Raw genomic sequence first — 13339 nt, forward strand, 5'->3', positions numbered from 1 at the left:
TTCAAGTGTGGGAGGGGGCTTGCCCCCGATGACGGTAGAACTGACAACAGAAATGTTGAGGTAGACATGAACAACTGGATCAGCGCCCTCGCCAACCTGCAAAACCAGGGCGAACCCTGCGTGCTGGTGACCATCATCGAAGAGCTCGGCTCCACGCCGCGCAATGCCGGTTCGAAGATGGTCATCAGTGCCGCACACACGTTCGACACCATCGGCGGCGGGCACCTGGAATACAAAGCGATGCAGATCGCCCGCGACATGCTCGCCCGCGGCCAGCAACACACCCATCTGGAGCGCTTCAGCCTCGGCGCGAGCCTGGGCCAGTGCTGCGGCGGCGCGACCGTGCTGCTGTTCGAACCCATGGGCCAGGTGCAGGCACAGATCGCCGTATTTGGCGCCGGCCACGTCGGCCGCGCCCTGGTGCCGTTGCTGGCGAGCCTGCCGTGCCGGGTGCGCTGGATCGATTCGCGCGAGCAAGAGTTCCCGGAATACATCCCACAAGGCGTGCGCAAAATCGTCAGCGAAGAACCGGTCGACGAAATTGCCGACCTGCCCGTAGGCAGTTACTGCATCGTGATGACCCACAATCACGCGCTGGACCTGGAACTCAGCGCCGCCCTGCTCAAGCGCAATGACTTTGCCTACTTCGGCCTGATCGGTTCAAAGACCAAGCGCGTCAAGTTCGAGCACCGCCTGCGGGATCGCGGCGTCGACGCCGCACAACTGCAACGCATGCGCTGTCCCATGGGCCTTAGCGAAGTGAAGGGCAAATTGCCGGTGGAAATCGCCATCTCCATCGCCGGCGAAATCATCGCCACCTATAACGCCCATTTCGGCCAGCACACCGCGAGCGCCGAACCCATTGCCCAACTGCTGCCGGCTTCGCGTCGCAGCCAAGCTATCTAAATTGAGATCACCATGCCTTCGACTCGCAAAGCCTACCGCGCCGCCATCCTGCACAGCCTCGCCGACCCCGCCGAAGTGGGGATCGAGGCGTCCTATGAGTATTTCGAAGACGGCCTGCTGGTCATCGACAACGGCCGGATCAGCGCCCTGGGCCACGCCCACGACCTGCTGCCGCACCTGCCCGCCGAGGTCGAAATCACCCACTACCAGGACGCGCTGATCACCCCCGGGCTGATCGATACGCATATCCACCTGCCGCAAACCGGCATGGTCGGCGCTTATGGCGAACAGTTGCTGGACTGGCTCAACACCTACACCTTCCCCTGCGAGCGCCAGTTCGCCGACAAGGCCCATGCCGAGGACGTCGCAGAGATTTTCATCAAGGAACTGCTGCGCAACGGCACCACCACCGCGCTGGTGTTCGGCAGCGTGCATCCGCAATCGGTGCAGGCATTCTTCGAGGCCGCCGAAAAACTCGACCTGCGCATGATCGCCGGCAAGGTGATGATGGACCGCAACGCCCCCGACTACCTGACCGACACCGCCGAATCCGGCTACCAGGAGAGCAAGGCGCTGATCGAACGCTGGCACGGCAAGGGCCGCCTGCACTATGCGGTGACGCCGCGCTTCGCACCTACCAGCACGCCGCAGCAATTGGCGCTGGCCGGGCAACTGCTGGGCGAATACCCCGACCTGTACATGCAGACGCACATCAGTGAGAACAAGCAGGAAGTCGAGTGGGTCAACGAGCTGTTCCCCGAGCGCAGCGGCTACCTGGATGTGTACGACCACTACCAGCTATTGGGCGAACGCTCGGTGTTTGCCCACGGCGTGCATCTGTGCGATGACGAATGCGCGCGGTTGGCGCAGACCGGCTCGGCAGTCGCATTCTGCCCGACCTCGAACCTGTTCCTCGGCAGCGGGCTGTTCAACCTGCCGATGGCCGAGAAGCACAAACTCAACGTGGGCCTGGGCACTGACGTCGGCGGCGGCACCAGCTTCTCGTTGCTGCAGACGTTGAACGAAGCCTACAAGGTCATGCAACTGCAAGGCGCGCGACTGAGCCCGTTCAAGTCGCTGTACCTGGCCACCCTGGGCGGTGCGCGGGCGCTGCGGTTGGAGGACAAGATCGGCACGTTGCAGCCGGGTACCGATGCGGACTTCCTGGTGCTGGATTACAACGCCACGCCACTGCTCAGCTATCGCATGAAGCAGGCCAAGGACATTGCCGAGAGGTTGTTTGTATTGATGACGTTGGGGGATGACCGGGCGGTGTTGCAGACCTATGCGGCCGGTAATCTGGTCCACCAACGCTAATTTCAGATATGCCACAAACCCAAATGTGGGAGGGGGCTTGCCCCCTCCCACATTTTTGATCGGGCTTAGAGTTTGACCGACGAACGCCCCGGCTTCTTGCTCTGCAACAAATGCGAGAACACCGCATGCAAATCATCCGACGCGCTTTCCTCGTCGAGGTTGAGCTTGCTGTCGATATGATCCATGTGATGCATCATCAAATTCACTGCCAGCGCCGCGTCTCGGGCTTCGATCGCATCAATCAACTGACTGTGTTCATCGTAGGAACAGTGCGAACGGTTGCCGCTTTCGTACTGCGCGATGATCAATGAGGTCTGGGACACCAGGCTGCGCTGGAAGCTGATCAGCGGCGCGTTCTTCGCCGCTTCGGCCAGCTTCAGATGGAATTCGCCGGAAAGGCGGATACCGGCACCGCGATCGCCGCGGGAGAAGCTGTCGCGTTCGTCGTTGACCATCTGCCGCAACTCGGCCAACTGCTCCGCCGTGGCGTGCTGCACCGCCAGCTCCGTGATCGCCCGCTCGACCAGGCGCCGGGCCAGGAACACCTGGCGCGCTTCTTCGACACTCGGGCTGGCCACCACCGCGCCGCGATTGGGCCGCAGCAGTACCACGCCTTCATGGGCCAGGCGCGACAGCGCGCGGCGAATGATGGTGCGGCTCACGCCAAAGATTTCGCCGAGTGCCTCTTCGCTCAATTTGGTACCGGGTGCCAGGCGTTGTTCGAGAATCGCCTCGAAGATATGCGCGTAGACGATATCGTCCTGGGTTCCGCTGCGGCCGGTCTTGCTGGCTCGCGGTTGTTTCTTGAGAGGTTGCAACTGTTCGTTCATGGGCACTCGGATCGGGAGAACGGCGGCGAATTAACGGTAATACGGCAACAAAGAGGCGCTGGCAAGTATCAGCTAAAATCAGCGCACATTGTACACAACCCCATGCGCCAACACACTGTACGGCTGTTTGCGAGCCCGGCTGTATTGCAATGAGTCGTTACGTTTGAGTTTAGGCTTGAATCTGCGCCTTCACTGGCAAACTCCCAGGTAAAAGGAACACCTCGCCATGACCGACGCCACCCAAGCGCCCTTGCGCCCACTGGCCGACACTTCTCCCTCGGCCATCGTCGCCGGTTTCATCGCCATGATGACCGGCTATACCAGCTCCCTGGTGCTCATGTTCCAGGCCGGCCAAGCCGCCGGTTTGACCAGCGCGCAGATTTCCTCGTGGATCTGGGCGATTTCCATCGGCATGGCGGTGTGCAGCATCGGCCTGTCCCTGCGCTACCGCACACCGATCACCATTGCCTGGTCGACACCCGGCGCAGCGCTGTTGATCACCAGCCTCGGCGGCGTCAGTTACGGCGAAGCCATCGGCGCCTACATCACCTGCGCGGTGCTGGTGACGCTCTGCGGGCTGACCGGCAGCTTCGAAAAACTGGTCAGACGCATCCCGGCGTCGCTGGCGGCGGCCTTGCTGGCGGGGATTCTGTTCAAGATCGGCAGCGAGATTTTCGTCGCCGCGCAGCATCGCACCGGCCTGGTGCTGGGGATGTTTTTCACCTACCTGCTCATCAAACGCCTGTCGCCGCGGTATGCGGTACTCGCCGCGCTGGTGATCGGCAGCGTGCTGTCCGGGCTGATGGGGCTCCTGGATTTCAGCGGCTTTCACCTGGAAGTGGCAACGCCGGTCTGGACCACACCGCACTTCTCGCTGGCGGCGACCATCAGCATCGGCATCCCGCTGTTCGTGGTAGCGATGACCTCGCAAAACATGCCGGGCGTCGCAGTGTTGCGCGCCGACGGCTATAACGTGCCAGCGTCGCCGCTGATCACCGTCACCGGCCTGGCCTCGCTGGTGTTGGCGCCGTTCGGCTCCCACGGCATCAACCTGGCGGCGATCAGTGCGGCGATCTGCACCGGGCCCCACGCCCATGAAGACCGTAACAAGCGCTACACGGCGGCAGTCTGGTGTGGCGTGTTCTACGGCATTGCCGGGGTGTTCGGCGCCACATTGGCGGCCTTGTTCGCAGCATTGCCCAAGGAACTGGTGCTGTCGATTGCGGCGTTGGCGTTGTTTGGCTCGATCATCAATGGCTTGAGCATCGCCATGAATGAGCCGAAGGAACGGGAAGCGGCGCTGATCACCTTTATGGTCACCGCGTCAGGCTTGACGTTGTTTTCCATCGGGTCGGCGTTCTGGGGGATCGTGGCGGGGGTGTTGACGCTGCTGATTCTGAACTGGCGCAAGGCATAAAAAAACGGCGACCCTCAGGTCGCCGTTTTGTTTAGTATCACTTAGCCGCGTTGATCGGCTTTTCCGGATACCACACGTCCATCAACGGGCTGACTTCAGCCTTGGTCAGCTCGGAACGGGTTTTCAGCCAGGTGTCAACGGCAGCACGCTGCGCTTCGGAGACCGAGCCACGCTTCTGCAGGCAAACCAGACCGTAGTCATCGCCGCCGACATAGCCCAGACCGTTGGCTTCCATGGCTTCTTTGATGAATGCTTCGAGGAAAGCGTCGATAGCTTCTTCACTCAGGCCTTCGTTGAAGTCCAGGTTCAGTTCGAAACCCAGCTCTTGAAATTCATCAACGCACAGTTTTTTGCGCAGACGCTGGGAACGGTTAGTCGCCATTGGAACAATCCTCATAAGTAATAACGGGCGGCACTTTAGCAGCTTAAGGCAGCGATTGCCCGACTCTCTGGGACAGGCGGCGAAATGCCTGGAAAAAAAACCCCGATTAGCAGCTATCGTTCAGCTACAAGTGGTTCCAGCTTGGGGCATAATGCCGACACTTTCATGACTACTGAGGGATTTTCTTACATACCCCTCGCCTTTTTCACCCTCCTCAGCAGTAGGGTTTTATTCCTTATGATCAAATCTTTGCGTCCATTGCTCCTTGCCGGCGTTCTCCTGCCGCTGGCTTTTTCCGCCACCGCCGCCCCGATCAATAACACCCTGCCACCCAACGTTGCACAGGCCCTGCAGAAGGCCAAGTTGCAGAACACCGCATTGTCCCTGGTGATGCTGCCGTTGAACGGCCCCGGCACCCCCACCGTCTTCAATGCCGACGTCTCGGTGAACCCGGCCTCCACCATGAAGCTGGTCACCACCTACGCAGCCCTGGAAATGCTCGGCCCCAACCACCAGTGGAAGACCGAGTTCTACACCGACGGCACCCTCAGCGGTGGTGTATTGCGCGGCAACCTGTACCTCAAGGGCGGCGGCGATCCCAAGCTGAACATGGAAAAACTCTGGCTGCTGATGCGCGACCTGCGGGCCAATGGCGTGCAGCAAGTCACCGGCGATCTGGTGCTGGACCGTAGCTTCTTTATCCCGCCGCAACTGCCGGAATTCAATGACGACGGCAATGACGAGAACAAACCGTTCCTGGTCAAGCCCGATGCCTTGCTGGTCAACCTCAAGGCCCTGCGCTTCGTGACCCGCAACGATTCGGGACGCGTGATCGTGTCGGTCGAGCCGCCGATCGCCAGCATTCGCATCGACAATCAGGTCAAGGCGTCCAACGCCAAGCAATGTACCGGCGACGTGCGCTACAACCCGGTGACGGCGGCGGATGGCAGCATCACCGTGACCGTCAGCGGCCAGTTGGGCGATGGCTGCAGCTCGCAGACCTACTTGTCGTTGCTCGACCACGCCACGTACACCGCCGGCGCCGTGCGGGCGATCTGGCAGGAGTTGGGCGGCACCATCCAGGGCCGTGACATCCAGGCACCGGTGCCCAAGGACGCCAAGGTACTGGCGCGGGCCTTCTCGCCGGACCTGGCGGAAATCATCCGCGACATCAACAAATACAGTAACAACACCATGGCCCAGCAGTTGTTCCTGAGCCTGGGCGCGCAGTTCCGCAACGACGCCGACGGCGACGATGCCAAGGCCGCGCAACGCGTGGTACGCCAGTGGCTGGCGAAAAAAGGCATCACCTCACCGCACCTGGTGATGGAGAACGGTTCGGGCCTGTCCCGTGCCGAACGCGTCAGCGCGCGTGAGATGGCGGCCATGTTGCAAGCCGCGTGGAGAAGCCCCTACGCCGCGGAATACATCAGCTCGATGCCAATCGCCGGCACCGACGGCACCATGCGTAAACGCCTGAAGACCACCGCCATGCGCGGTGAAGCCCACGTCAAGACCGGTACCTTGAACACCGTGCGCGCCATCGCCGGGTTCAGCCGCGACAACAACGGCAATACCTGGGTGGTGGTGGCGATCCTCAACGATCCGAAGCCGTGGGGTGCGTCGTCGGTGCTCGACCAGGTGCTGCTGGACCTGTACCGCCAGCCAAAGCTGGCGGCAGCGGCGCCAGTCCTCTAGACACCGCCACAACCTGTGGGCAAACCCGCGCCCACAGGTTGTGTACGACGTCGACATTCACACCGGCAAGCGTTCCGCTTCGACTCGATCCCTGCCCGCCTGCTTGGCCACGTACACCGCCGAATCCGCGCGCAGCAGTAACCCGTCGATCCCCTCATCGACCCGCCAACTGGCCACCCCGAAGCTGGCGGTGACGACTCCCACCGTCCCCATCGGCGCATCGCGCAGCGCCCGCCAAAGCTCCATCGCCAAACCGTAGGCCTGGGCGCCGTCGGTGTTGGGGCACAACACCATGAACTCCTCGCCACCCAGGCGACAGAACACATCGGTGCGGCGCAGACGCTGGCTGATGCGCTTGCACAGTTCCTGCAACACCCCGTCGCCGACCGCATGGCCGTACTGGTCGTTGATACGCTTGAAGTGATCGATATCCAGCATGATCACCGACAACGCCCCCGAGGTGCGATTGAGGCGGACCATCTCAGCCTTGAGACGATCCTGGAAATACCGACGGTTATGGATCCCGGTGAGGGCATCGGTGATGGACAGCGCGCGCAGTTCTTCTTCCACGCGCTTGAGATCGGAAATGTCCGACACATAGCCATGCCACAGCGTACCGCCGCCCGGCAGTTCTTCCGGCGTGGCCTCACCGCGAATCCAGCGCAGGCCCCGTTGCGGCAGTTGCACGCGGTACTCTTCGCGCCAGTGGCTCAATTGCAGCGCGGATAAGCGGATCGACGCACGCACCCGCTCGACGTCCAGCGGGTGGATGCGCTCCAAGACCTGCGTTGCATCCCGTTGCAGCACCCCTGTGTCGATCTCATAGATATCGCGCATGCCATCACTGGCGTAGACAAACCGCCACTTGTCCTGGGGTTCCAGAGTGAATTGGAAGATCCCGCCCGGGACATGGGCGCTGAGCTTTTTCAGCAGACGGTCGCGCACGGCCAGGGCCTCATAGGCGCGTTTTTGCTCGGTGACATCCAGGTACATCGCCAGGTGCCCGACCCATAAGCCATGGTCATCCAGCAACACGGTGCCCAACATATTCACCGTCAAACGGCTGCCATCCTCGCGCACCAAGGTCCACTCGCGCGCCTCGTGCGGGCTGCCCGGGCTCTCCACCAGCATCGCCTGGCTCGGCGGGATTCGCCGGCCCAATGCAATGCTCAGACTCGCCGCACGCACATCCAGCTCCGCCGCCACATGCAGGCTCTCCAGGGTCGAGCGGCCGAGTATGTGCTCGGCCTTGAACCCCAGCATCTGCTCGGCACCGGCGTTGAAGGTGTTGATCACGCCGTGCAAGTCGGTGGCAATGATCGCAACCTGCGTCGCGGCGTTCAGCACACTGCGTAACTGGCCATGGGCGCTGCGCAGTTCCTGCTCGCGCAGGCGTAGCTGCACGGTACGCTGCTCCACCAGTTTCAAGGCGCGCTGACGCTGGCTGACCAACATATAGAGCAAGACACTGAGCAACAGGCTGAAGAGCCCGCCCACGGCCAGGATCGGGACCAACGACGAGCCGTTGCCCTGTTCGAACACCTGGCTGGGGCGCAGGTTCAGGGCGTAGACATGATCGCCGAGGGTGAGGCGACGCGCGGCGACCAGATCGCTGTCGGCCAGGGCATTGCTGGATTCGTACAACAGGCGCCCTTGCTGGTCGGAAGTGTCGACGATCTGCGTCACCAGATTATCGCGATCCGACTTGGGCAAGCCGTCGGCCATCAACTGGCGCATGCTGATCACGGCCATCACAAAGCCGTAGGGTTCCGTTCCGCCCGGGGAGACGACCGGCGCGACCAATAACACCCCGGTGGCATAGGCCGGTTCCACCCCCACCAACTGCATGGGCTGGGACACGGCCAGCTTGCCGCTCGCTTGTGCGCGCTCCAGGGTCGAGCGTCGCAACGGCTGGGCCAGCAGGTCAAAGCCCAGCGGCGAACCGAGCAGGCTTCGGGTCTGGCTGTACAGGACCGGCACGTATTCATCGCGCTCCACCGCCGGGGCCAACTCACCGCGTGAATTCAGTTCCCGTATGCTGAACGGCAGACCGCGCTGGCGCGATACGTCCTGTTCAAACTGAGCGCGCTGATCACGCATAACCCGCGGCGCCCAGGCATAGGCCCGGGAACGCAGCAGCAAAGGCTGGGCGAAACCGTCGAACTCGTCGCGGGACACATCATTGGAATTGACGAAGAAGCGTTGCAGGCTGGTCAGGCGTTGCTCCTGGTCCTCGAAACGCTCCTGCAGACGGGTGAATCGCTCATTGACCAACAGCTGGAAACGCTGGCGCCCCTGCTGTTGATAGAGATCGGATGTCGCCCAGGCGACGATGATCGTCAAAGCGCTACCGCCCAGAAACACCACCAATGCCATCAACCAAGCCGATACCTGCTCATTGATAAAACCTAGGATCTTCGGGCGAACGGCTTGCAACGGCATAGGCAACACTCACAACGCCAGCGTGTGGGGGATCACTTTGGCCGGACATTTAGTTATAGCGAGCGGCCCTCCGTTTGACCAGCGTAAAAAAGCCGCAAGACCGGATAATTCCAGGCTTGCGGCTGATGGGTGGAGCAATCAGCGAGCAGTGATTTTCCAGGCCCGATGGATCTTCGCGTTACGCGCAAAATCCGGATCGAGGGTCTTGTCGCTGATTTCCTCGACCGCGTAGCGTTCGCTGAGGTTGTCCTCAAGCACGAACTTGCGGAAGTTGTTCGAGAAGTACAGCACGCCGCCCGGTGCCAGGCGCGCCATGGCGAGGTCGAGCAGTTGCACGTGGTCGCGCTGCACGTCGAAGATCCCTTCCATGCGCTTGGAGTTGGAGAAGGTCGGCGGGTCGATGAAGATCAGGTCGAACTCATCGCGACTGGCTTCCAGCCACGCCATCACATCACCCTGCTCCAGGCGGTTCTTGTCGGAGAAACCGTTGAGGGAGAAGTTGCGGCGCGCCCAGTCCAGGTAGGTCTTGGACAGGTCGACGCTGGTCGTGGTGCGCGCGCCGCCCTTGGCCGCATGCACGCTGGCGGTGGCGGTGTAGCAATACAGGTTGAGGAAACGCTTGCCGGCCGCCTCTTTCTGGATACGCATACGCATCGGCCGGTGGTCGAGGAACAGGCCGGTGTCGAGGTAGTCGGTGAGGTTGACCAGCAGCTTCACGCCGCCTTCGCTGACCTCGGTGAACTTGCCCTGGGCGCTCTGGCGTTCGTACTGCTTGGTGCCGCTCTGACGCTCGCGGCGCTTGACCACCACGCGGCTCTTGTCGATGTTCAGCGCCTGGGGAATGGCCGCCAATGCGTCGAACATGCGCGCGGAGGCTTTTTCCGGGTCGATGGATTTCGGCGCGGCGTATTCCTGCACATGGACCCAATCGTGATACAGGTCGATGGCCATGGAATATTCCGGCATGTCGGCATCGTAGACGCGGTAGCAATCCACGCCCTCACGCTTGGCCCACTTGCCCAGTTGCTTGAGGTTCTTTTGCAGGCGGTTGGCAAACATCTGCCCGCCTTCGCTCAGGCGCGCCTGTTCGACCACAGGGGCCGGCGCCGGTGCAGGTTTGATCGGGTTGCCGTTCTTGTTGTACTGACGCTCTTGCGGCTCGGTCGGGGCCTGGTCGTAGGCGGCTTGTTCACGTTCGGCCTGGCGCTGCTCCGGGGTGCGGCGCTCGCCGGTGACGAACTGGTCCGGGTTGACCTTGATCAGCAGCAATTTGCACGGCAAAGCGCCGTTCCAGAACGAATACTGCTTGTGACTGCGGATGCCCATGCGCTTGCCCAGGTCCGGCGCGCCGGTGAACACCGCCGCCTCCCAGCCCATGCACGCCTGGCGCAGACGCTCGCCGAGGTTCTGGTAGAGGTACAACAGGCTCGCTTCGTCGCCCAGCCGCTCGCCGTAGGGCGGGTTGCAGATCACCAGGCCTTTCTGGTTCTGGTCCGGGCGCGGCTCGAACGTGCCGACTTCGCCCTGGTACACCTTGATCCAATGGCTGAGACCGGCACGCTCGATGTTGTTGCGAGCAGGCTGGATCAAGCGCGGATCGGCTTCGTAGCCACGAATCCACAACGGCGGCTTGTTCATGCCGATGGCAGCGCGCTCGCTGGCCTCGGTGTGCAGTTTCTTCCACAACGCCGGGACGTGACCGAGCCAGGTGGTGAAACCCCACAGTTCGCGATTGAGGTTGGGCGCCATATCGGCGGCGATCATCGCGCCTTCCACCAGGAAGGTGCCGACGCCGCACATCGGGTCGGTCAACGCGCCGCCTTCCGCAGCGATGCGCGGCCAGCCGGCACGGATCAGGATGGCTGCAGCGAGGTTTTCCTTCAACGGTGCCGCGCCCTGCTGCAGGCGGTAACCGCGCTGGTGCAGGCTGTGGCCGGACAGGTCGAGGGAGAGAATCGCTTCGCCACGGTCCAGGCGCAGGTGGATGCGCAGGTCCGGGTTGATCTTGTCGATGGACGGACGCTCGCCGGTCGGGGTGCGCAGCTTGTCGACAATCGCATCCTTGACCTTCAGCGCGCCGAAGTGGGTGTTGTCGATGCCCGAGCCGTGACCGCTGAACTCCACCGCCAGGCTGCCGTCCGGGACCATGTGATCGGCCCAGTCGATATCCAGCACGCCATGGTAGAGGTCTTCGGCGTCCTTCATCGGGAAGCGCTTGAGGACCAGCAACACGCGGTTGGCCAGGCGCGACCAGAGGCACAGGCGGTAGGCGGTTTCCATGTCGGCCATGCCGCGCACGGCCGAGGTGTGCTCGCGGGCTTCCTCAAGGCCAAGCCCGACGGCTTCCTCGATCAGCAGGCCTTCGAGGCCCTTGGGGCAGGTGAGGAAGAGTTCAAAACGGTCCGACATGGGCAATCCAGGCTTTTCAGCAATAAATGAACGGGCGACGCATCGCCGGCTCGGTTTTCAATCAAGCACTTTTCTTGAAGAGTGCCCGCGTGGCACGAATGTGCCGTCCCACCCCGTCTGGCGGGCCTGTGGGCCTTGATTGACGGGGCAGAGAGATAAGTTATGCAACAAAAAGAAATATTCAGACCCTTCGTCGAATAATAACCGACTGCAACGGGCGGGCTTTTTCAGCAAGGGATTAAGCCATTCTCTTCGTAAGGCACATCATAGCCGGCTTTGCCCAATAAAAGGGGCGAAAAGCCATCCCAGCTTATGGCTATAACATCGTTATTGTTACGTGCTTATGACAAAACGATCATTGAATCCATGTGACCTATTGGTTAGAACTCAACACAGGTCAGCGCCACAACGGCACTGGCACATTGGCTCGCCACGCCGGCAGCGGGCCGCACCAACGGCAGAAAAACTCTGCCCGGCCTCAGACGAGGCCGAAGGATATCAAGACAGTCAACAAGTGAGGGAAACACCCTATGAGAAGACTTAAGCGTGATCCGTTGGAAAGAGCATTTTTACGCGGATATCAATACGGCGTTCATGGCAAATCCCGTGAGCTTTGCCCATTTACTCTACCGTCGGTACGCCAAGCCTGGATCAACGGCTGGCGAGAAGGACGCGGCGACAACTGGGACGGTATGACAGGCACTGCGGGCATCCACAGACTCAACGAACTTCACGCGGTCGGCTAATCAAGGGCATTCAATTCCGACACCAGCACGAATATAGCTAACGACTTAACCACGCACGCCCTATCCAGGCGGCGGGCTTCGGCCCAGGGGCTCCTCTTGAGGAGCCCTTTTTATTGGGCGTGTGTCAGGCCTTTTTGGGCAATGCCGCGATCGCGTCCACCGCCTCGCGAATCAGCGCCGGGCCTTTGTAGATAAAGCCGGAATACAGCTGCACCAGGCTCGCACCAGCGGCGATCTTCTCGGCCGCGTGCTTGCCTTCGGTGATACCGCCGACCGCGATGATCGGCAAACGCCCGGCCAGCTCGGCGGCCAGCACCTTGACGATGTGCGTGCTCTTGTCACGCACTGGAGCGCCCGACAAGCCGCCCGCCTCGTCGCCATGGGCCAGGCCTTCAACGCCGACACGGCTGAGGGTGGTGTTGGTGGCAATCACCGCATCCATGCCTGACTCCACCAGGGCCTGGGCGACCAGCACGGTTTCTTCATCCGTCATGTCCGGGGCGATCTTGATCGCCAACGGCACACGCTTGCCATGGCGCACGGCGAGGTCTTCCTGGCGCAGGCGCAAGGCTTCGAGCAATTGCTTGAGGGAGTCACCGAACTGCAGGCTACGCAGGCCCGGGGTGTTGGGCGAGCTGACGTTCACCGTGACGTAGCTGGCGTGGGCGTAGACCTTGTCCAGGCAGATCAGGTAGTCATCCACCGCGCGCTCCACCGGCGTATCGAAATTCTTGCCGATGTTGATCCCGAGGACGCCCTTGTACTTCGCCGCCTGGACCCGCGACAGCAGGTGATCGACACCGAGGTTGTTGAAGCCCATGCGGTTGATGATCGCCTCGGCCTCCGGCAGGCGAAAGATGCGCGGCTTGGGGTTGCCCGGTTGAGGGCGCGGGGTCACGGTGCCGATTTCGACGAAACCGAAACCCAACTGCGCAAAGCCATCGATGGCCGTACCGTTCTTGTCCAGGCCGGCAGCCAGCCCGACCGGGTTGGGAAAGTCGAGCCCCATCACCGAAACCGGCATTTTCGCCGGTGCCTTGCATACCAGGCCATTGAGCCCCAGGCGGCCACCGGCACCGATCAGGTCCAGGGACAGATCATGGGAAGTCTCCGGGGAGAGTTTGAACAACAGCTGGCGGGCCAGGGTATACATGGGCGGGCTAGACTCGGATGGCGGCGATAAGTGGCGGCG

Annotated in this window: 10 protein-coding genes; 5 read left to right on the forward strand and 5 right to left on the reverse strand. The window is 61.8% G+C overall.

The window, feature by feature from the left end:
- Nucleotides 1–66 precede the first annotated feature (66 nt).
- Both xdhC and guaD read left to right on the forward strand, forming a co-directional pair.
- On the forward strand, nt 67–906 hold the full coding sequence (gene xdhC / locus LQ249_RS23290; protein WP_108524751.1) for a xanthine dehydrogenase accessory protein XdhC: 840 nt from the start codon (nt 67–69) through the stop codon (nt 904–906).
- Between the two features lie 12 nt (nt 907–918).
- A complete protein-coding gene (guaD, locus tag LQ249_RS23295) occupies nt 919–2223 on the forward strand; it encodes a guanine deaminase (protein ID WP_057003812.1) in 1305 nt (434 codons plus the stop codon).
- Between the two features lie 65 nt (nt 2224–2288).
- On the opposite strand, the gene LQ249_RS23300 is transcribed toward guaD, so the two are convergent.
- A complete protein-coding gene (locus LQ249_RS23300; protein WP_046382440.1) occupies nt 2289–3053 on the reverse strand; it encodes a GntR family transcriptional regulator in 765 nt (254 codons plus the stop codon).
- Nucleotides 3054–3279: 226 nt separating this feature from the next.
- On the opposite strand from LQ249_RS23300, the gene LQ249_RS23305 reads away from it, so the two are divergent.
- On the forward strand, nt 3280–4470 hold the full coding sequence (locus LQ249_RS23305; protein ID WP_046382439.1) for a benzoate/H(+) symporter BenE family transporter: 1191 nt from the start codon (nt 3280–3282) through the stop codon (nt 4468–4470).
- A 37-nt stretch (nt 4471–4507) separates the two neighbouring features.
- On the opposite strand, the gene LQ249_RS23310 is transcribed toward LQ249_RS23305, so the two are convergent.
- Entirely contained in the window at nt 4508–4852 is a 345-nt protein-coding gene (locus LQ249_RS23310; RefSeq protein ID WP_232565933.1) for a YggL family protein, read from the reverse strand.
- 237 nt (nt 4853–5089) lie between these two features.
- On the opposite strand from LQ249_RS23310, the gene dacB reads away from it, so the two are divergent.
- Entirely contained in the window at nt 5090–6550 is a 1461-nt protein-coding gene (dacB, locus tag LQ249_RS23315; RefSeq protein WP_046382437.1) for a D-alanyl-D-alanine carboxypeptidase/D-alanyl-D-alanine endopeptidase, read from the forward strand.
- 57 nt (nt 6551–6607) lie between these two features.
- Here dacB and LQ249_RS23320 read toward each other — a convergent pair whose 3' ends face one another.
- A complete protein-coding gene (locus LQ249_RS23320) occupies nt 6608–8992 on the reverse strand; it encodes a sensor domain-containing diguanylate cyclase (RefSeq protein ID WP_177029517.1) in 2385 nt (794 codons plus the stop codon).
- A 138-nt stretch (nt 8993–9130) separates the two neighbouring features.
- The gene (rlmKL, locus tag LQ249_RS23325; protein WP_017845222.1) at nt 9131–11401 is read right to left on the reverse strand and encodes a bifunctional 23S rRNA (guanine(2069)-N(7))-methyltransferase RlmK/23S rRNA (guanine(2445)-N(2))-methyltransferase RlmL; all 2271 of its coding nucleotides are present in this window, start codon (nt 11399–11401) and stop codon (nt 9131–9133) included.
- A gap of 530 nt (nt 11402–11931) precedes the next feature.
- On the opposite strand from rlmKL, the gene rmf reads away from it, so the two are divergent.
- Nucleotides 11932–12147, forward strand: coding sequence for a ribosome modulation factor (gene rmf, locus LQ249_RS23330; RefSeq protein WP_002553055.1), 216 nt, complete (start codon nt 11932–11934; stop codon nt 12145–12147).
- Between the two features lie 124 nt (nt 12148–12271).
- Here rmf and LQ249_RS23335 read toward each other — a convergent pair whose 3' ends face one another.
- The gene (locus LQ249_RS23335; RefSeq protein ID WP_046382434.1) at nt 12272–13300 is read right to left on the reverse strand and encodes a quinone-dependent dihydroorotate dehydrogenase; all 1029 of its coding nucleotides are present in this window, start codon (nt 13298–13300) and stop codon (nt 12272–12274) included.
- Between the last annotated feature and the right edge of the window lie 39 nt (nt 13301–13339).

The sequence above is a fragment of the Pseudomonas sp. 7-41 genome (assembly GCF_021233075.1).
GTDB classification, from domain to species: domain Bacteria; phylum Pseudomonadota; class Gammaproteobacteria; order Pseudomonadales; family Pseudomonadaceae; genus Aquipseudomonas; species Aquipseudomonas veronii.

Bases quoted from the DNA above. Each gene is read 5' to 3' on its own strand.
- guaD (WP_057003812.1), top strand. From the start codon at position 919: ATGCCTTCGACTCGCAAAGCCTACCGCGCCGCCATCCTGCACAGCCTC.
- LQ249_RS23310 (WP_232565933.1), bottom strand. From the start codon at position 4,852: ATGGCGACTAACCGTTCCCAGCGTCTGCGCAAAAAACTGTGCGTTGAT.
- dacB (WP_046382437.1), top strand. From the start codon at position 5,090: ATGATCAAATCTTTGCGTCCATTGCTCCTTGCCGGCGTTCTCCTGCCG.
- LQ249_RS23300 (WP_046382440.1), bottom strand. From the start codon at position 3,053: ATGAACGAACAGTTGCAACCTCTCAAGAAACAACCGCGAGCCAGCAAG.
- LQ249_RS23335 (WP_046382434.1), bottom strand. From the start codon at position 13,300: ATGTATACCCTGGCCCGCCAGCTGTTGTTCAAACTCTCCCCGGAGACT.
- LQ249_RS23320 (WP_177029517.1), bottom strand. From the start codon at position 8,992: ATGCCGTTGCAAGCCGTTCGCCCGAAGATCCTAGGTTTTATCAATGAG.
- rlmKL (WP_017845222.1), bottom strand. From the start codon at position 11,401: ATGTCGGACCGTTTTGAACTCTTCCTCACCTGCCCCAAGGGCCTCGAA.
- LQ249_RS23305 (WP_046382439.1), top strand. From the start codon at position 3,280: ATGACCGACGCCACCCAAGCGCCCTTGCGCCCACTGGCCGACACTTCT.
- xdhC (WP_108524751.1), top strand. From the start codon at position 67: ATGAACAACTGGATCAGCGCCCTCGCCAACCTGCAAAACCAGGGCGAA.
- rmf (WP_002553055.1), top strand. From the start codon at position 11,932: ATGAGAAGACTTAAGCGTGATCCGTTGGAAAGAGCATTTTTACGCGGA.